The 19522-nt window shown below is 56.1% G+C and carries 18 protein-coding genes; 10 read left to right on the top strand and 8 right to left on the bottom strand.

Annotated elements, in window-relative coordinates; all coding sequences use genetic code 11:
- The first annotated feature begins 86 nt into the window (after positions 1 to 86).
- Entirely contained in the window at positions 87 to 1358 is a 1272-nt protein-coding gene (locus AC2FND_RS15620; RefSeq protein ID WP_496770734.1) for an AGE family epimerase/isomerase, read from the top strand.
- 338 nt (positions 1359 to 1696) lie between these two features.
- On the opposite strand, the gene AC2FND_RS15615 is transcribed toward AC2FND_RS15620, so the two are convergent.
- From AC2FND_RS15615 to AC2FND_RS15600, 4 genes are read right to left on the bottom strand one after another with little or no spacing between them, the layout of a single operon-like run.
- The gene (locus tag AC2FND_RS15615) at positions 1697 to 2068 is read right to left on the bottom strand and encodes a hypothetical protein (protein WP_496770732.1); all 372 of its coding nucleotides are present in this window, start codon (positions 2066 to 2068) and stop codon (positions 1697 to 1699) included.
- Between the two features lie 48 nt (positions 2069 to 2116).
- Positions 2117 to 2335: a YMGG-like glycine zipper-containing protein gene (locus AC2FND_RS15610; RefSeq protein ID WP_480508759.1), complete on the bottom strand. Its 219-nt coding sequence runs from the start codon at positions 2333 to 2335 to the stop codon at positions 2117 to 2119.
- Between the two features lie 20 nt (positions 2336 to 2355).
- Positions 2356 to 3360, bottom strand: a complete 1005-nt coding sequence (locus tag AC2FND_RS15605) for a DUF1214 domain-containing protein (protein ID WP_496770730.1) — start codon at positions 3358 to 3360, stop codon at positions 2356 to 2358.
- Positions 3361 to 3375: 15 nt separating this feature from the next.
- Positions 3376 to 4440 carry a DUF1214 domain-containing protein gene (locus tag AC2FND_RS15600; protein WP_496770729.1) on the bottom strand — a complete coding sequence of 355 codons (1065 nt, stop codon included), beginning with the start codon at positions 4438 to 4440 and terminating at the stop codon, positions 3376 to 3378.
- 150 nt (positions 4441 to 4590) lie between these two features.
- Here AC2FND_RS15600 and AC2FND_RS15595 point away from each other — a divergent pair, with 150 nt between their 5' ends.
- Entirely contained in the window at positions 4591 to 5616 is a 1026-nt protein-coding gene (locus tag AC2FND_RS15595; RefSeq protein WP_496770727.1) for a helix-turn-helix domain-containing protein, read from the top strand.
- A gap of 250 nt (positions 5617 to 5866) precedes the next feature.
- On the top strand, positions 5867 to 7042 hold the full coding sequence (locus AC2FND_RS15590; RefSeq protein ID WP_496770725.1) for an alpha/beta hydrolase: 1176 nt from the start codon (positions 5867 to 5869) through the stop codon (positions 7040 to 7042).
- 147 nt (positions 7043 to 7189) lie between these two features.
- Here AC2FND_RS15590 and AC2FND_RS15585 read toward each other — a convergent pair whose 3' ends face one another.
- The 3 genes from AC2FND_RS15585 to AC2FND_RS15575 all read right to left on the bottom strand — a co-directional run bounded on the left by AC2FND_RS15585 (position 7190) and on the right by AC2FND_RS15575 (position 9621).
- Positions 7190 to 8059, bottom strand: a complete 870-nt coding sequence (locus AC2FND_RS15585) for an EamA family transporter (protein WP_496770723.1) — start codon at positions 8057 to 8059, stop codon at positions 7190 to 7192.
- Between the two features lie 3 nt (positions 8060 to 8062).
- Positions 8063 to 8848, bottom strand: coding sequence for a phosphodiesterase (locus AC2FND_RS15580; RefSeq protein ID WP_496770721.1), 786 nt, complete (start codon positions 8846 to 8848; stop codon positions 8063 to 8065).
- A 137-nt stretch (positions 8849 to 8985) separates the two neighbouring features.
- Positions 8986 to 9621: a TetR family transcriptional regulator C-terminal domain-containing protein gene (locus tag AC2FND_RS15575; RefSeq protein WP_209599635.1), complete on the bottom strand. Its 636-nt coding sequence runs from the start codon at positions 9619 to 9621 to the stop codon at positions 8986 to 8988.
- A 139-nt stretch (positions 9622 to 9760) separates the two neighbouring features.
- On the opposite strand from AC2FND_RS15575, the gene AC2FND_RS15570 reads away from it, so the two are divergent.
- Genes AC2FND_RS15570 through AC2FND_RS15540 form a run of 7 tightly spaced genes read left to right on the top strand, consistent with a single transcriptional unit; the run spans position 9761 to position 18631 of the window.
- Positions 9761 to 10618 (top strand): ABC transporter permease, encoded by an 858-nt coding sequence (locus tag AC2FND_RS15570; RefSeq protein ID WP_496770719.1) that lies wholly within the window; start codon positions 9761 to 9763, stop codon positions 10616 to 10618.
- Positions 10615 to 11403: an ABC transporter permease gene (locus AC2FND_RS15565; protein WP_209599079.1), complete on the top strand. Its 789-nt coding sequence runs from the start codon at positions 10615 to 10617 to the stop codon at positions 11401 to 11403. Before AC2FND_RS15570 ends, AC2FND_RS15565 begins: the two co-directional genes overlap by 4 nt.
- On the top strand, positions 11400 to 12497 hold the full coding sequence (locus tag AC2FND_RS15560; protein ID WP_496770717.1) for an ABC transporter ATP-binding protein: 1098 nt from the start codon (positions 11400 to 11402) through the stop codon (positions 12495 to 12497). Before AC2FND_RS15565 ends, AC2FND_RS15560 begins: the two co-directional genes overlap by 4 nt.
- A gap of 17 nt (positions 12498 to 12514) precedes the next feature.
- Positions 12515 to 13576 carry an ABC transporter substrate-binding protein gene (locus tag AC2FND_RS15555; protein ID WP_496770715.1) on the top strand — a complete coding sequence of 354 codons (1062 nt, stop codon included), beginning with the start codon at positions 12515 to 12517 and terminating at the stop codon, positions 13574 to 13576.
- A gap of 60 nt (positions 13577 to 13636) precedes the next feature.
- The gene (locus tag AC2FND_RS15550; RefSeq protein WP_496770713.1) at positions 13637 to 15703 is read left to right on the top strand and encodes an FAD-dependent oxidoreductase; all 2067 of its coding nucleotides are present in this window, start codon (positions 13637 to 13639) and stop codon (positions 15701 to 15703) included.
- Positions 15700 to 17274, top strand: coding sequence for a trimethylamine methyltransferase family protein (locus AC2FND_RS15545; protein ID WP_496770711.1), 1575 nt, complete (start codon positions 15700 to 15702; stop codon positions 17272 to 17274). Before AC2FND_RS15550 ends, AC2FND_RS15545 begins: the two co-directional genes overlap by 4 nt.
- Complete coding sequence (locus AC2FND_RS15540) at positions 17267 to 18631, top strand: aminotransferase (protein ID WP_496770709.1); 1365 nt, start codon at positions 17267 to 17269, stop codon at positions 18629 to 18631. The genes AC2FND_RS15545 and AC2FND_RS15540 overlap by 8 nt, the downstream gene beginning before the upstream one ends.
- 118 nt (positions 18632 to 18749) lie before the next feature.
- Here AC2FND_RS15540 and AC2FND_RS15535 read toward each other — a convergent pair.
- Positions 18750 to 19522, bottom strand: a 773-nt coding sequence (locus AC2FND_RS15535) for a 5'-nucleotidase C-terminal domain-containing protein (RefSeq protein WP_496770707.1), incomplete at its 5' end; no start/stop codon positions are given.

Raw genomic sequence — 19522 nt, 5'->3', positions numbered from 1 at the left:
GTTGCGACGGGCTTGCTGAGATGGTGGATAATTTAGAAGATCGGGCTTCGTCGCACGCGACAGAACTCCATCCGCGGGATCTTTAGATGAACGAAAACCAGCTGTTGCTACCTGGGTCGCAGTCCGAAGCCGGGTTTTGGATTGAAACGTCAAGACATCGCGATTGGTTGATGAACGAGGCCAAGCGGCAACTTACGTTCTTCAGCGCGAGTTGCCGGGATGAGCCTGGGTTTCATACGCTTGGTCACGATGGCAGCCCTCTGCCCGGCAAGCTGCAGGAGCTGCACACGACGACCCGGTTGATTCATTCTTATGCACTAGGACATCTGTCTGGTTTTAAAGGCGCTGAACGGATCATTGATCACGGCATGACATATCTCGAAAGCCATCACCGAGATCGCGACCACGGCGGATATCTCTGGGCGTTGGATGGGGATCAGATCAAGGATGACCGCAAGCTTGCTTATGGGCATGTCTTTGTCCTTCTTGCCTCGGCAAGTGCGAAACTGGCGGGTCACCCCGATGCAGACAAGCTAATGACAGATGTCCGAAGTGTTCTGGAAAAACACTTCTGGGACGAAGAAGCAGGCCTGTTTCGCGATGAATGGAACAGGGATTGGACACCGTTTTCCACATATCGTGGAATGAATGCGAATATGCACGGCGTTGAGGCGATGCTGGCGGCCTTTGAGGCCACAGGGGACGAGATTTATCTGTTCCGGGCTGGTCGCATTCTGGACTTCTTCATTGGTAAAACAGCACCCGGTGAAAACTGGCGGCTTCCCGAACACTATTCGTCTGATTGGCAGATCAACCGGGATTATGCGGGTGACCCGATGTTCAGACCTTCCGGAACAACGCCGGGGCATTCGTTCGAACTGGGGCGGCTTCAGCTTCAGCATTGGGATTTGTCGGGCCGAACCGACCCCAATGCTCTGGATAGGGCGCGCCGCTTGATTGCGCAGGCTTTGAATGATGCGTGGCTGCCTGGCGGCGGTTTGGCCTATACACTCGATTTTGATGGCCGCGTTGCCAATGCATCGCGGTTCTGGTGGCCCATCACCGAAGCCATTGGGGCGGTTGCGGCTCTGATCGCGCTAGACAGAAGGCCAGAAGACGAGGAGTGGTACAGAAAGCTCTGGACCTATGCGAATGAAACATTTGTGGATCATCAGCATGGCGGCTGGTTTCCAGCAGTGGATGGGGCAGGGGCTGTAGTGACATCTATTTTTGACGGCAAGCCGGACATCTATCACTCGTTGCAAGCCTGTCTGTTTCCGCTGTCAGGACGTCTGTCGAGGATGATACCGCTTGAGAATCCGGAATACTCCGACAAGCCTCAGACGCCGTTTTTTTAGTCTGCTCAAAGGTTCACTTTGCGGGGTCTGTTGTGGTGAAACACGCAGAATTGCCAAGAGCTTTGGTGGTGGTTGATCAACACATAACACTGCGTATGCCGGTTAGTGACCGGTTTTGGCAATCAAAAGGTGAACGACATGACAGACACGTATCAGTGATGCACGCGGCTGGAATGCAGGCTGTCGTCTTTCTGACCTGCCGGGGCTGATTTTGCCTTGCTAGGAGCGTTTCTTTCACACCTTGAGTTAGATGCCCTTCATCACCCGATCTGCCACAGCTTTTCGCAGCGTCCCGTCTCATCTTCTAACCGTGCTATGATGCGTCGAAGCGTTCGCGTTTATTCGAACTCTTCGAACGTCTCTCGCACAGCATCGTCAACGGCCCCGGCCAGCAACCTGCCACCATCGTTGTCGCAGGCGTCTTCAAGCTCTTCGACAAACTCGGTCTTGAGGTCGCCCAGATATTCTTCGGGGACGGTGGCCACGACATCGATCTGACGGTTGTAGAGCGACACCATCGCCATCAGACGCACGATCTGGCTTACCTGATCGGGGTCATCCTCGTGCTCTGCAAGAACACTGGCGCAGCTAAGATGCATGAACGGTGCAGCTGCGACGATGATTTCGTCCATCTCCGCATCGGCAGAGGCAGTGCTCGCCAGCGCCGTCATGCACATCCCGAAAATGACCGAATGGGGAACAAGTTTCATGTGATCTACCTCATTTGTCTAATAGCGTTCGGCAGGTACAGTGTGGCCCTAGCGTTTCTTACGATAGCCGGCGATGGCTCCGACGACGGCTCCGGCCTTTGCGCCGTCACTTCCGGAAACGAGATACCCAACACCAGCCCCCACGACGGCGCCGCCAACCGTGTTCTTTGTTCGTTTTGACTGGGCCTCTGCTGGTAGTGGTAAGGCCAGGATTGCAGCCATCAGCAAGGCGAATGCGGTGGCCTGTGACTTTGTTGAAAACGGCATATCTCTGTCTCCTTGTCGGTTCAGTTGACTCGTTCGGCCGATGGAAAGGTCCAGGTTCCATCCAGAATTTCGGCGCGCGGCTGGTACAGGCGGACGGTGTAGTTCCAGTTTGGCGGGGTCGGGATACAGTTGTTCCGGCCATCGTCACATGCGCCGAAATTGATAGTGTATGACCCGTCCTCGTTGGGCTTGGCTGAAACGTTGTTGTAACTGTTGCGGCCAAGCTCGTTCGGCTCAAGATAGCCGTCGGCATTGTAAACTGTGATCGACCAAAACGCGTCGACCGGGACGTCGCTGACCCTAATCGCATGGGGCGTTTCGCCATCATTTGCATCGACACTGGCGATAACGGCAGAGGCCGTGCTCGCCGGTTGCCCGGCCCAACCAGCGATGGCGCCGACCAGGTGATCGATCGGGTCGACCTCGTCCTTGCGGCCAAAGGCATTGGCAGCATCAAAGCCGACCGCGCTTGCCAAATCGTTCACCGCCTTGCGCGCTTCGACCAGGCTTTCCATATCCCAGTCCGGAGCCTCGAACGGGCCGTTGCCACCGCCGCTGAGCACGATTCCATCCTGCGCCGCATGTGCCTTGGTCAGATCTTCTGCGTCAGCAGCATCAACAAATGTCCGGAATAGGATAAACGCAAAGCGTGTGCCGACATTTTCCTCGGTCAGGTCATAGGTGCCCGGCGTTGCCTCGACAAAGGCATAGTGATCCTGGCTGATAGCCAGCATCGACTGAAAGCGACCATCGCTTTCGGGCAAAGTGATCTGGACCGGCTGGGATAGGTCTAGGATCACCGCGGAATAAAGCGTGTCCTGATTTGCGCGGATGATCGGCTGCGGAGCATCCGCTGAAACCAGCGCACGTTCGTGCACGATTTCGCCCACGCCTACCCCATAGGCGGCAAGATTTGCCCGGATCATCGTGTCAGATTCCGCTCGCACAAGGTTGTGGATGCGCACCTGTTCAGACACGGCAACAGTGGGCGCGCAAAGCGCAAGGGCAAAAAGAAGACGTCGCATGAGAAATCCTTTCCGTTAATTCAAAAGGCGGGCCGGGGGGAAGCTCCACGTCCCATCCAGAACCTCGGGCCCGGGCTGATACATACGCACGGTATAGTTCCAGTCCTCCATGATCGGCAGGCAGTTGACCCGCCCATCCAAACACCCGCCCAGGTGAATGGTCATTGATCCATCACCATTGCGCGCACCTGTCACCGAATTGACGTTATAGGCGTCTTGTGCGTTGGGCTGGAAAAAGCCCCTGGCGTTATAAAGGCTGACAGACCAGAACGCCCCGACCGGCACCTCGGCGGGGACATCGATGCGATACTCGGCCACTGGCAGATTGGGCTCGACACCGACGTAATAGGCCTCATGTTCGGGCAACCCGCCCCAACCGCCAGCGGTGCCGATCAGATGCCGGACCGCCTGAACCTGATCACGCGCGCCGAACATATGGGAACTGTCCGGCACATAGGGGCCAAGGGCCAAAATGCTTTTTAACAGCCCCTCAAAACTGGCTTCGTCATAATTAGGAAGGATGAACGGACGGGCCGATCCGGCCTCGACCAGCATCTGGTCCTGCAACGCGTTGACGGCGGCCACATCCGAAGGATCAGCGGCATCGACCAGCACGCGCATGAAGACGACGACATAGGGCGTGCCGAAAGTCTCGACATCCAGCGCATAGGTACCACCGCCGTGAAACACCTCTTCGATGTAGTGATCCTGATTGAGGACCATTGCGGTCATATAGCGGCCATCTGCATTTGGCAGCGTCAGGGTTGCGCCTTCGCTGATGTCAATAACGCCGGTGCTGTACAGCGTGTCGCGGTTCATCCGGATTGTTGGTTGATCATCCACCGGGGTTGGCTCGCGAAAGTGAAAAAACCTATTCACGCCTCCGGCCAGAGACACATATTTGCCCAGCTCAAGATCAGTCGCGGCGCGGATGAAATTGTCGATGGTAATAGGGATCTCGCGACTGTCACTTAAACTGTCGACGGTTGTATCCATTTCCTGCGCGTACGCCGCCTGAACCCAGATCGTGGCCAGCAACGTCAGCAACAGACTGATTGAGACGGAGGAAGACTTACTCACAAACATGTCCCTTATGAAATCAGAGGTTTCGTCGGTGATAACGGGTTCGGGGAACGGCGGTGTAACCCGTTGTCGCAGGGCGATTGTGCAGCGCCCTGATGGGTTGTGTCACCGGACAATTCCCGACAAACTAACCCAATGCGTCGAAACATGGTTACAATTCGCGAGTTGGCCCATGTCGTGGAACTGCTTGAAGATTTCGCAGGGGCAAGCACCGTCACTGACGCACTTCAAGCGGCCGGCCTGGACCGTTCTGTTTTTTCTCTGAAAGCGGGTTTTGCACCCTACGCATCAGAGGGCATTCTGGTCGAAACGGTGGCCCGAGCGATGGGCGACAGGCTTCTTGGTGCCCGGATTGGCCGCAAATTCGATTACGCGCGTTATGGTGCGTATTCCAGTTTTGTGCTGAGTGCGCCTGACCTGGCTACCGCGCTGGCGCGTGGGGCACGTGCGTTCTTGCTGATACACCCAGGTTCAGAGATCGTATTCCGTCAGACCGAGACACATGTCGTGGTCGGGCGCAGCGCGGTCGGGCTGACGGTCATGGGTCACAGACACCTGGACGAAGGCTCGGTGTTTCTCCTCGTCACCGTTATTCGCCATTTTCTGGGCAAAGGCTGGCACCCGGACTGGATTGAACTGCCACATGAGGCGCGCGTCGATGTCCCGCAGATCGAAGAGATGATTGGGGCTCCAGTGCGTCTTCGGGACAGCCCGCCTAGTATTGCCATCCGACTGAGCGATTTGCAAACGCGCAACCGTTCGCCCCGCAGTCTGGATGCGAACATTGACCTTGATGATCTGGCGGCGTTGATGGGCGTTAATCCTGTGCAGACCATTGGGGATGCAGTGGAGCAGATATTACAGATCACTGTAGCAAACGCGGACATGTCCGAGGAAACTGTAGCAAGCCATCTTGCGATAGGGCCGCGAACCCTGCAGCGCGCGCTGCGTGAGGAAGGTACGTCCTTCAATGCCGTCCAATCCCGCTTTGCAAAAAGCAAGGCACAGCATCTGCTGACTCACACCGACAGGTCAATTGACCAGATCGCCAGTACGCTTGGTTATAAAGACCCCCGCAGCTTCCGACGCGCTTTCAACCGCTGGACAGGCGTTTCGCCCTCTCTCTACCGAACCCAGCGGCGCACAGGATCTGACCCAGTTCTGGCGGACTAGACCCATTGAGGTCGCGCCGGGCATCGAAACCGCACCCCTTTTGCGACTGATACCTATGGTCGCGCGTGGCAATAAACGTTTGCCAATGTCGTACTATTTGCAAAAGGAATGTGTGAAATCTTGTGCCGCGAATTCACAAAGCGGCGGGAACATCCGGAGCGTAAAGGGTCTGATGCATAGGTTTTGGTGGCTATTGATCTGTGTCGCCCTGACAGGGTGTGCGGCGAAAACCTACAATGAAATTGACATCATGCCTTCGCCAACGGTCTTTGCCAATGGCACGCTCGATCCGTTCGAGGATGTGACCGAGGGCAATTTTGAGGCGCGGACGCGTCTGTTTTACGCAACCGACCGCCAGCCTGCGGAACCGGACGACCCACAGAAAAGCTACAATAACGCACGGGGGCACGTGTTGCGGGCGGGTGTCGCGCAGATTGCGTCGGACCCGCCGCTTGAAAGCTGGGAAAACGCAAGGCGCATCACGCTCGCCGCGGCGCGGGATCGGGACTATAGGCTACGTGTGGCGGGCGTGACCGAGACCGGCATTCTGCCGTTCAGCGCAATCAAATACATGGATACGCCACCCAGCCGTGCCGAGGTCGAATCTGCCGGTCGCCGTTTTGCGTCACAAATCAATGCGCAATTGGCGCAATCGGCCAACAACGACATTTTCATTTACATCCACGGCTATAATGTGGACTTCGACTATTCCACCCTGGTCTCAAGCCAGTTGCAGCATTTCCTGGGCTATCAGGGCGCTTTCATCAGTTACAATTGGACAGCAACCCCAAGTACGCTGGCCTATTTCCGCGATCAGGAATCGGCGCTGGCCTCGCGACGCTATCTGCGCGAGCTGATTGCCTTTCTTTCGACTCATACCGATGCCCGTCGCATTCACCTGATCGGCTACAGCGCCGGGACTAGGCTGGCCTTTGATGCCGTCTATCAAATCGCGTTGGGAGCCGAGGAAAACGTGCGGTTGGGCAAACTCATCCTGATCGGCAGCGATCTGGACCGTGCTTATTTCCTTCATGCTATCGAGGACGGTCTTCTCGATGCGGTTACGGACCTGACGATCTATCAGTCGCAAACAGATTCCGCGCTGGCGATGTCTAGGTTCGTCTTTGGCCGCAAGCGCGTCGGAGAGACCTCGCCGCCCGGCGAAGCAGTGCCTGCGGTGCAAGCGGAACTGGCCCGGACCCCAAGGCTGCATGTCATCGACGTGACGGATGCCGAAGAGGCGGGCACCGGCAACGGGCATTGGTATTTCAGATCTTCGCCATGGGCCAGCAGCGATCTTTTCCTTTCATTGTTGACCGACAAAGACCCAGCCGCGCGCGGTCTGGTGCGCGCACCCGGCGAGATCATATGGCGATTTCCAGAAGACTATCCGCAAAGGATCAAGGAACTGGGGCGCTTTTACTGAAGGAAAGGAACCGTCAGGTTTTCCCGGCTGCATAGCGCTTTAGACCATCTGATCTTGACCCGCGTAGTCGGAATTCCTGAGTGTTGGCCGCCGCAATATAGCTTTTTTCTCCCGCCCCGAAGCACGGCAGTTTCAGCGGATACAGGGTTAACCTCGGGACAGCGTAATCAACAGGATTCCCAATGCGATCAGGCTGGCCCAGCCGATACGGTGCAGAAAACGGGATTCCTTGAGGATGATCGCCGCGAGGGTCACCGAAACCGGGATTGATGCTTGCCGGACCGCACTAACTGTGGCGGCCTCAGCCCCAAGCTGAAAAGCGGTCAGGATGAACAGGTAAGACAGGTAGGAAACGATCCCGGCAAATGCGATCCGCACCGGTGCCTGTGCCCAGCCCCGCACGACCCCCATGAACGGGGCTGACAAGTGGCGATCTTCCCACGCCCTGATGCCAGCAAGCAGCGGTGTCACCAGAGTATAGGTGAAAAACAGGAAAGGTGCCGGATTGGTCAGTTTCATGGCGTGGGCATCGCTTAGCGAATAGGCGGCCGATCCTAACATCGCCATACTTGCCAGCGCGAATGCTTTGTGATCGTGCAGCAGCCCGCCGGGCGACTTCTGGATCATCAGGCTGCCTAGAAGGACCAGCGCGATTCCCACCAATGTGAACCACGAATAATGCTGATCAAGAGCCAGCCAGCTGAAAGCGACAATGGCAATCGGTGACGAACGGATGATCGGGTAATAGACCGACAGGTTCCCACGTCTCAGGGCCGACAACGTGCCGTAGTAATAGAAGGTTAGTCCAAGGGCCGAAATCGCGACAAAGGGCCAGACCGCATAAGGTAAGCTCAGATCATGTCCCATGACCAGCGTATGAACCGCAGCCATGATCACCCAGGTCAAAGACACTCCGACATAGCACGACACCGGATGCGCAACCCCTTTCAGCATAAGGTCGCGCAGCGGGTGGGTTGCCGCCGAAACGAGAACCAATGCGATCCAGTAGGTCTCCATACCTCAGGTCTGATGCAATGGGTTGCGGTGCAGGAAAGTGTTGAAATGCACTGTCAGCTGATCCTCGGCAATCTGTACGACGCCGTAGGCCGGAGGTTCGTCGCAGAACTCGCCATCTACACTGGCCGCATTCAACGGAATCTGGTGGTTGAGGCTGGACAGGCTGGTGAATGGAAAGCCGCGCCAATTCACATAGGTCATGCGGTGTACATGGCCGTAAAATACATGCCGAATATTGCGCCCGTGTTTGAGGGCGTCAGCAAAGGCGTCCGCCTCGACCAGCCTGATTTCGTCCACCAGGGGAATGCCAAGGTCAAAGGGTGGGTGGTGCAGAAACACATAGGTTGGCTTGTTCTGGGCTTGTGTCAGTTGCTGCCTGAGCCAGTCCAACCGGGCAGGGCAAAGCTGCCCTTCATGCACATCGCGCCCGTCTTTGGTTGAATCGAGAAACAAGAAAACACCCTCATCCGTTTCGAACCGATGCTGGACAAACCCATTGGCATCCTTTGGATGTTCCGGGAAGACCGATTGGAAAACAGCTCGATCGTCGTGATTTCCCATCAGCAGAAAAGAGCGGAGCGGAAAGGCCGTCAGTCTCGTCTTGAGCGCCCGATAGGCCTCTTCCTCGGCAAATTCAGCCAAATCGCCAGAGATGACACAGAACGCCGCTTCGGAATGCCATCGAATGATATCGTTCAAACAGGCGTCCAGCCGCTGGGATGGAAAGCCGCCATTTAGCGGACCGCAGTCGCGGACGAGGTGAATGTCAGTGATGTGAATGAACTTCATCCGCTATTTTCCCCGATTATTGTAAGAAACAAGTTATCGACGAAGCTTGCCGATCGCACGGATATAGTAAGAAATTCCCTGGGATCACTCGCACATACGCGACAAGTTTGGTAGTCGAATTTGAGTGCCGCCATCACCTAACGCTCAAATCTTCCGGGAAAGAGTCCGCATAAAAACCTTCGAACAAGGTTGACAGAGCGGCGGCGTGAAAATCCCTGCATGTCGGTTAGGTAATTCACCCACATCCCCTCCAGCAAGGCCAGCGTTCCGCTGGTTGCGTCATCTACCAGGTTTGGGTCACGCCCGTTTTGTGGGGCTATCTCTGTGAACGCGGACCGCAAGGCTTCGACAAGTTTGTCATCCTGCGTGCTGCTGTATCGGGCGATACCTGGATGAGAGCTTGCGATACCCCGAAACGCATGCCAGATTTTAGTACTGCGGGGATTGAGCAGTGCTTCTGACAGGTCGGCCTCAATCACTGCCATAACACGATCTTCGGGCTTTGCGCTCGCGCCCAGATCCGTTCTTCTGTCCATCTCGGCATAATACTCGGTGCTGAAATGCTGGGCGGCTGCGGTCAGTAAATTGTCCTTACCCCCGAAATGCAAATGGATCATTCCGCGCGACAGGCCGGAACGCTCGCAGATTCGGCTGACCGAGGTATCGGTAACCCCAATATCGGCAATCGTGTCCAGAGTCGCGTCGATCAGTAGCTGTTTGTTGGCTTCCGGATCCCGCTTCGAACCACGTTTTTGTTCCTTGGTGCTTTGCACTTTATTCAATGTTACCAACCGCTTGTGAATGTTCTATAGAGGTAGCTTACAGGAATATTGACACGAAAGACCTTTCTGGCGCAACATTTAATGGACGATCGTCCATTAGTAACTCGTGAATTGCGGGAAGGGAGGTTGGGTGATCTTTCGTAGTGAAGCGTCCCGGGGATATACCCTCAGCGCGCCAGCCACGGCTTACGTGGGCTTTCTGGTCGCGGCGCCATTGGTGATCCTGATTGCATATTCCTTCTGGACCCAAACCTATGTGACGCTCGACAAGACACCGACGCTGAAGAATTACAGCGATGCGTTTGCGGATCCGCTGGTCCGACACCTGATGCTTCGGTCGATCTGGATTGCCGGAGCGGTGACCATAGTCACCGTCGCGCTGGCCTATCCCATCGCGTATTTTATCGCGATGAAGGCCCAGAAAAAGACCATCTGGTTATTACTGATCACCATACCGTTTTGGTCCAGCTATTTGCTGCGCGTATTTGCCTGGAAGCTCATTCTGGGGTTCAATGGAGTGATGAACTCTGCGCTTCTTGCGGTGGGTTTGATCAGCGAACCTCTCGACTTCCTGCTCTACAACGAATTCGCAGTCGTGCTGACGCTCGCTCATGCCTGGGCTCCATTTGCGATCCTACCGATCTATGTCTCATTGCAGAAAATCGATCCCAGTCTGCTTGAGGCTGCAACAGATCTTGGGAACAACCCCATTCAACGTTTTATGCGGGTGACGCTGCCGCTGACGATCCCAGGTATCATTGCCGCTTGCCTGATCATCTTCATCCCTACAGTCGGTGATTATGTGACCCCGGCTCTGGTTGGTGGTTCAGATGGGAAGATGATCGCCAATCTTATTCAGGTGCAGTTCGGGGCCGCCAACAACTGGCCACTTGGGGCTACGCTATCGTTAATCGCAATGCTGTCGGTGGGCTTTGTGGCCATCATGTTTGTCATGTCCGCCACGCGGCTGGGGAGGCGGATCAGATGAGACGTCCTACGACCCTGACAGCCTATGCGTTCCTGTATCTGCTGTTTCTGTACCTGCCGGTTTTGTTCCTGCCTTTGTTCTCTTTCAACAGCGGCACAATCGTTGCGTTCCCGATTAAGGGCTGGACACTGGACTGGTATCGGAAGCTGGGCGAGCAGGACACGTTGATCCAGGCGCTTTGGAATTCGCTTGCTGTCGGCACTGTTGTTGCCCTTCTGTCGACCGCCATGGGATTGTTCGCCGCCCGTGCCTTCGTTCGGTACCGTTTTCGGGGTCAACGCGCGGCAGAAGGTCTGGTGATGCTGCCTTTGGTGATCCCGGGCATAATCGTCGCCTCTTCAATGCTGGTCCTGTTTCTGTTCCTCGGTCTCAAGCCGTCATTGCTGACCGTCATTCTGGGCCATACGTTTCTTGCGCTGCCGTTCTCTGTCTCGATCCTGAAATCCGCCTTTGATGACTTCGACGCATCCCTGGAGGAAGCATCTTACGATCTGGGCGTCGGAGTGTTCGAAACCTTCCGTCGCGTGACGCTTCCGGTCGTCGCTCCCGGTATCGTAGCCAGCGTTTTGGTCACGTTCACAGTCAGTTTCGATGAATTTGTCCTCGCCTTTTTCCTGTCCGGCAACCAGCCAACCCTGCCGGTTTACATCTGGAGCCAGATACGCTTCCCCGCCAAGCTTCCAAACGTTTTGGCACTGGGATCGATCCTGTTGCTAACCTCGGTCCTTCTTCTGGTTCTGGCCGAATACTTCCGCCGCCGTTCATCCGCATCAGAGGTCCGATGACAAAAAGAAACATCATAGAGCTCAGGGACGTTGAAAAGCGCTACGGCACATTTGTGGCCGCGAGCGGAATAAACCTTGACCTCAAAGAGGGCGAGTTCTTTTCGCTCCTCGGTCCTTCGGGATGTGGCAAGACCACGGTTTTACGAATGATCGCGGGCTTTCAGGAACCCACCAGGGGAAAGATGTTGATTGACGGTCAGGATATGGAAGGGGTGCCGGCCAACAACCGCCCGACGAACATGGTCTTCCAAAGCTACGCAATCTTCCCGCATCTCAATGTCGGGAACAACGTTGCCTACGGGTTGCGGGGCAAAGCGCCCAAGGCCGAGATCGACCAGCGCGTCGCCGAGGCCCTGGAAATGGTTGAACTGGGTGGTCTTCAGGATCGCGGTGCAAGCGAGTTGTCGGGCGGGCAGCGTCAAAGGGTGGCGCTTGCCCGCGCGCTGATCATGCGGCCAAAGGTGTTACTTCTGGATGAACCCCTGTCAGCGCTCGACAAGAAGCTGCGCGAACAGATGCAGTTCGAAATGCGTAATCTGCAACAGTCGCTTGGCATTACCTTTGTGATGGTCACGCATGATCAGTACGAGGCAATGACCATGTCCGACCGTATCGGCGTGATGTTCAATGGACAACTCAAACAGGTGGACACGCCAACAACGCTTTATGCCCGACCCTGCGACCAGCAAGTGGCCAACTTCATCGGTGAGATGAACATATTGCCAGCCCATTTGCTGGGCGAAAGCGGTGACACGTTGTCAATCGATGCGGCTGCCTTCGGGCGGATGGATATCGAGAGAAATCCCAATGTGGCGACCAGCGCCAGAAACATGTATATCGGTATTCGGCCGGAACAGCTGGAGATTGCTGTAGACCGGCCTGAAGACTACCCATCAACGGTTCAGGGTACTGTCAGCAACGTCGCCTTCTACGGTGAGAATATTCACTACCACATTCAGGTGGCTGGGGCCGAGAAACCAATCTCGGTTTCGGTTCCAAACTATTTTCATACGGTCGATTTCAAACGCGGCGACGCCGTTTGGCTGGGGCTTCAGGCGGCCAGTGTGATCGATCTTGGTACGAACTCGGAATAAAACAGAGGGAGGATAAAATGAAACTTCAGGGAATTGCGGCCTTCGCATGTGCGACGGCGTTAACGACAGGCAGTGCCAGTGCAGGTGGCGCCGATCTGACGGTTTTTGACTGGTCGGGATATGAAGATCCCGGATTCTTTGCCAGCTACATGGAAAAATACGGGGATGAAGCGCCAAGCTACTCCTATTTTGGGAGCCAGGAAGAAGCCTTTACCAAGCTGAGTTCCGGTTTTACCGCTGATCTGGCACATCCCTGTTCTGACGCGGTCAGAAAATGGGTCGCAGCCGATCTGATTCAGCCTTTGGATGAAAGCAAGCTGACCAATTGGGCGGATGTGCTGCCCGAGATCAAAGAGGTCGACGCCATCGTTCTGGACGGCCAGCTTTATATGCTGCCGTTCGAATGGGGGAACACAGGCCTTATCTATCGCACCGACAAGATCTCGGGGGATGACATCTCGCTACAATTGATGGCGGATCCGGCCTATGCAGGCAAAATCGCCATCCCGGATGCCGCATCGTCTGCTTATGCCCTGGCTGCGCTGGCCACCGGAAACGCGGATGACTACACCGACCTGAGTGATGAGCAGTTCAAGGAAGCATCGGATTTCCTGCGCTCAATCCATCCGAACATGCGCTTTTACTGGTCCGACGCGGGTCAGTTTGACCAGGCCATGACCAGTGGCGAGATCGAAATGGGATGGGCCTGGAACCAGTCCGAACTGAACCTGATCTGGAACGAAGTGCCCGCCGCCATGATGCGTGATGTGGACAAAGGCATTGCGACCTGGGCGTGTGGCTATGTGCATCTGAAATCGTCCACGACACCGGTCGATCAGGTCTATGACCTTTTGAACGCGCTTACGGACCCTGCCAGTGGTCAGTACATCATCGACAATTGGGGCTATCCGCATTCCAACGCAAAAGCGTTCGAAATCGCCGATCAGGCCAATATCGATGCTTATGGTTTCTCCGATCCCAAAAGCTTTTTCGAAGGCAGCTTGTTCTTTGACGCTGTGAACCCCGAGCTTGAGGCAAAGATGCTGGCCGAATTCGAGCGGATCAAAGCCGGCTTCTAACACAACCCATCATCCGGGGCCTAAGGGCTCCGGAATCCAACAACAGGAAAACGCGTGATTATGTCGAACGCGAACCCATATGCTCTGCTTTTCGAACCGATCCGGATCGGGCCGGTGACAGCCAGAAACCGCTTTTATCAGGTGCCGCATTGCACCGGGATGGGGCATCTCAGGCCGCGGGCGGACGCTGCCGTGCGGGGCATGAAAGCAGAAGGTGGCTGGGCCGTGGTGTCCAATCAGGAAACCGAGATTCACCCGACCTCGGACTTGTCCCCGTTCCCCGAAGGGCGATTGTGGGATGCACGCGATGTACCTGCGCTGCGGCTGATGACTGATGCAGTGCATGCACATGGCGCGCTGGCGGCCATCCAGCTGGTTCATAACGGCAACCACGCACAAAACCTGCTGACCCGCGCTCCGGTTCTTGCACCGTCCGAGATGTCTGTGGATACGACGCAACCAAAGCACGCGCAGGCCATGGACAAGGCCGACATCCGGGAACTCCGCCGCTGGCACCGCGACGCAGCCCTGCGCGCGAAAGAGGCCGGGTTTGACATCGTTTATGTCTATGCCGGGCACAACATGACATTGGCGCAACATTTCATGCTGTCCCATATGAACCAGCGCAGCGATGAATATGGGGGGTCGCTTGAAAATCGTGTGCGGCTGACCCGTGAGTTGCTGGAAGATACCCACGATGCCATAGGCGACAGCTGTGCCGTCGCGTTCCGCTTTGCCATTGACGAGATGATGGGCGCCGACGGTATGCAGGCAGCAGAAGAAGGCCGCGCTGTTGTCGAGCTATTGGCCGATCTTCCCGATCTGTGGGACGTGAATGTGGCGGATTGGTCCAATGACAGCGCAACGACCCGTTTCCAGCCTGAAGATGGCTATCAGAACGCGTTTCTGTCCCACGTCAAACAGATCACCCGAAAACCTGTTGTTGGCGTTGGCCGACTGACGTCCCCGGACATGATGCTGTCGATGGTCAAAAAGGGAATTGTCGACCTCATCGGTGCCGCGCGGCCATCCATTGCGGACCCTTTCATTCCAAAAAAGATCGAGGAAGGCAGGATCGACGAAATCCGCGAATGCATCGGCTGCAATATCTGCGTGTCGTCGGACAATCTGGGTATTCCGATCCGCTGCACACAAAACCCAACGATGGGCGAGGAATGGCGCCGTGGCTGGCACCCCGAGATCATCGCGCCGAAAAAAAGCGAGGCCGAAGTGCTGGTCATCGGCGGCGGACCTGCGGGGTTGGAATGCACTATGCAATTGGCACGGCGCGGGTATCAGGTGACACTGGCCGAGGCCTCGGCCGAACTTGGTGGACGGGTTGGCAGGGAAAGTAGACTTCCCGGCCTCGCCGCCTGGTCGCGCGTGGTTGACTATCGCCTGAACGATCTGAAACAGCGGGCCAATGTTCAGTTGTTCACGGACAGCAAGCTCGAAGCCGGACAAGTCGCCGAGCTTGGCATCGAACATGTCTTTATTGCAACCGGCAGCCATTGGCGCGCCGATGGAGTGGGTCGCAATACGCAGCGCCGCCTGCCCAGGGTCACGCCGGATGCCAAGGTGTTGACACCTGATGACATCATGAATGGCGTACTGCCCCCGGACGGTCCGGTGATGATCTATGATGATGATCACATCTATCTGGCGGGGGTGATTGCCGAGAAATTGGCGACTGCCGGATATCAGGTCATTTTTGCCACGCCTGAGAGTTTGGTTTCAGCCTACGCCGTTCACACATTGGAACAGTCCCGCATTCAGGCCCGCATGATCGAACTGGGGGTGGATATCCTCTGCAATCAGGTGCTTGCGGCGGTTCAGGGCGGCGCGGTGCGGATCGGCTGTGTCTTTTCTGGTCGCGAAACTGAAATCCCGTGCGCCTCAACTGTTCTGGTGACCGAGCGCCAGCGTGAAACCGCCCTTTTCGACAGCCTGAAGGGCGCCGGTTTGAAAACCCTTGACCTCATTGGTGATGCCGCGTCGCCGGGATTGATCGCAGACGCGGTTTTTGCCGGCCATCGCGCCGCCCGCGATTTCGAGCGCCCAAAGGCCGATGCAGACAAAGACTGGTTTCGCCGTGAGATTATTAATTTGGCAGAGGATGCGACATGAACAGCACCAATGAAACAACCCGTTCACGTCGTCGCGGGGGCGGCGGGCGGGCAGCGCGTCTGAAGGTACAACAGACGACCACGGGTAACGAAGCCGTACGTGGGGGTCTGAGCGGCGGACGCTATAAACCTCTGACTCAAATCGATATGGAGAACATCCATCATGCAGCCCTGACCGTTCTGGAACAAACCGGCATTACCGATCATTTCCCCGAGTTGCTTGAGCTGGTGCTTCCCAAAGGTGCAGTGCTGAGTGACCTCAACCGGCTGTGCTTTCCACGCGCCTTGATGGAAGACATCCTGGCAGGCGCCGCCAAGGAGTTTTACGTCTATGCCCGAGGGGAACGCGAAGGCAAGGACGACATGCATTGCACGGCAGAAAGCGTCTATTTCGCCAATTCCGGTACCGCGGTGACAACATTCGATTCCAAAACCAAAACCTATCGTCCGTCGGTTCTGCGTGATGTTTATGATTTCACCCGCCTGGTCGACCGTTTGGAAAACATCCACATGCTGGGCGACACGGTTCTGGCGACGGATGTGACCGATGATTTCACCCATGACATGAACACCATTTATGCCATGCTTGCAGGCAGCCAAAAGCCCGCCTGTCTGACTTTCCGCGACCGTAGCCACATCCCACATGCCATCCGCATGTTTGACCTGGCTCAGGGCGGCGAGGGGGCTTTCCTGAAAAAGCCAAGCGTCATATTTGGCGGCTGCCCCATTGTTTCCCCTCTGCGGATCGGCAAGGAAAACATGGAAATCCTGATCGATACCGCAAAGCTGGGCCTGACTGTCGATCTGGCCGTGCCGCCTCAAGCCGGGGCCACGGCTCCGGCGACGCTTGCGGGAACGCTGGTTCAGACCGTGGCCGAAACACTTGCCTGTGTCGCCATCGTCAACCTGATCACGCCGGGTTGCCCCATCTGCTTTGCGGCCTGGCCCTTCATTACGGACCTGCGCAGCGGGTCTTTTACTGGCGGCAGCGGCGAACAGGCGCTGATCGGTGCCGCAGCAATTCAGATGGGCAACTTCTACGGCCTTCCTACTTCGGTGGGTGCAGGTATGACCGATGCAAAAATACCTGATGCGCAATACGGGCTGGAAAAGGCGCTGACCTTTACCCTTGCAGCGCATGCCGGTGCCAATCGGCTGTGCGAGTTTGGTGGCATGATCGGTAGTCTTATGGGGTGCAGCTTTGAAAGCATGGTCATCGATGACGAAGCGGGCGGCATGATTCTGCGATCGTTGCGCGGGATAGAGGTTACCGATGAAACCATGGCGGTGGATGTGATCCACCAATGTGCCATAGATCCGGGTCATTTCCTCGGCAACCCTCACACGCTGAGCTATATGAACAGCGAATTCGTCTACCCTCAGCTGATGGACCGTGAGCGCACGGATACTTGGGAGAATGAGGGGAAAACTGATCTGTTGGACCGCGCCCGCGACAAGGCGAATTCCATCCTCGACAGCCATTTCCCGAACTATTTTGGCGCCTTGGACGCTCGGGTGCGCGAAGAATTCCCCATTATACTTAGCGCAGAAAGTATGGCCCGCCATGGATAACTCAAACGCCAAGCAATGGGACAATGATCACTTCCTGCATCCGTGGGAAGGGATGGAGGCTTTGGGTGAAAACGACCGCACGTTTATCGAAGGAGCCAGCGGCATTCATCTGATAAACGAAAAGGGCGCACGCCTGATCGACGGACCGGGGGGTATGTGGTGTACTCAGATCGGGTATGGGCGCGCGGAAATGGCCGAAGCAATGGCCGAGCAAGCCCGGAATCTTGCCTATTTCTCACCCTTCAACAACACCAACTCGACTGCGGCACAGTTCGCCCGCGAAATCGCCAAACGTGCGCCCGGCGATCTGAATAATGTCTTCTTTACAACCGGCGGTTCCACCGCGGTTGATACAGCCATCCGGTTTGTCCATTTCCGCAACAACCTTATGGGTCGGCCAGAGAAAAAGAAAATCATTTCAAGGCAAAAAGCCTATCACGGAAGCACTTATCTGGCAGCCAGCGTCAGTGGAAAAGAACGTGACAGGCTTTGGCTCGACAAGGCCGACGACCTGGCGCATTTCCTGCCGGACGTGAACCCGCTTTACCGCGCGCCCGGTCAAAGCGATGAAAGTTTTCTGAACGAAAAAGTTGCTGATCTCGAAAACGCCATTGTGGCACTTGGCCCGGAAAACGTTGCCGCTTTTATCGCTGAACCGGTTTTGGCCTCGGGCGGCGTCATTGTGCCACCAATTGGGTATCACGCACGCTGCCTGAACATCTGCAGGAAGTATGATGTTCTGTATGTTTCCGACGAGGTCGTTACGGCTTTCGGGCGATTGGGTCATTGGTTCGCCTCCGAGGCTGTCTTTGGCATTCAACCTGACATAATTACCTGCGCCAAGGGGATGACATCCGGGTACGCGCCGATGGGGGCCGCGATTATCTCAGATCGGTTGATTGCGGATGTTGCGGGAAAAGATGCCACCTTTTCGAATGGATATACCTATTCGGGCCATCCGGTCAGCGCGGCAGCCGGGTTGAAAAACATCGAGATTATCGAGCGGGAAAAGATACTCGAACACGTTCGAGAAGTCGGTCCGGTTTTTCAGGATCAACTTCAGCAGTTACGTCAGATTGACATCGTGGCTGATGCGCGTGGGATGGGATTGATGGGGTGTGTTCAGTGCTCAGTCGATGGCGATCCCCAAAGCGAGCTGGGGCGCGACTATGAGATTGGCAGCCGTATCGATATGGAATGCCAAAAACGCGGTCTGCTTGTACGGCCCGTGATCAACATGTGTGTTCTTTCACCGCCCCTCATCATTTCAAAAAGCGAAATCGAACATATGTTTGCTATTCTGCGAGAAGGGCTAGAAGCGACATCCGAATGGCTCGGCAAGATTGGTGACCGGTGAATGGTGCGGGCAATCTGGCGCTAGATTTAGCAGAACTGGATGGACAGACATTTTGTACTCACCCACTACCAGTGTAAATGGTGGTGGGTGAGATTATCTAAGCAGCAAGCCGGTTAGATCAAAGTTTAATGCGGAAGGCTGCGAAACCGTCTGCGCCTTCACCAGCGTCCTCGATTGTCACACCTTTGACATCGCCCATATAGTCGCGGGCTTTTGGACCGGTCTCGAACAACACAGTGGTGTCCGCCAGCGGCGAAAACGACCAGTTGGCATCCGCTTTGGGATCGATTGTGCCCTGTTCGACAATGTAGCGCACAATGACGTCGCGGTTGGTGTCCGGTGCTTCGAACACGATCGTGTCGCCCATTGCGCCCGGGAACGCGCCGCCGCCTGATGCGCGGTAATTGTTGGTGGCAATGATGAATTCCATGTCATCCGTGACAGGGGCCCCATTGAAGGCAAGGTTCACGATCCGGGCCGCATCGGGGTTCACCTCTTCACCCTTTGGTCCAAAGCGCGACGGCTGTGACAGGTCAATCTGATAGGTCACACCGTCCATCACGTCGAAATTGTACGACGGGAACTCGGGGTTCAGAAGGATCGCATCCTTGGATCCAGCCTCGACCTGATTGAACATTCCGGCCGAGCGTTCCAGCCACCCACGCACCTGCGCTCCGTTCACGCGAACAGCGCGGACCGTGTTTGGATAGAGGTACAGATCGGCCACGTTCTTGATGGCAACGTCCCCGACCGGGACATCGGTGTAATACTCCGGACCGCCTCGGCCGCCAGCCTTGAACGGTGCCGCCGCAGACAGGATCGGCAGCCCTTCATGCTCGGTGCCTTTCAGCATGTCTTCGACATACCATTTCTGCGCGATCGAGACGATCT

This window comes from Ruegeria sp. BHSB056 (genome assembly GCF_059613305.1).
The sequence above is the reverse complement of the archived record's forward strand: the minus strand, read 5'-3'. Positions and strand labels throughout refer to the sequence as shown.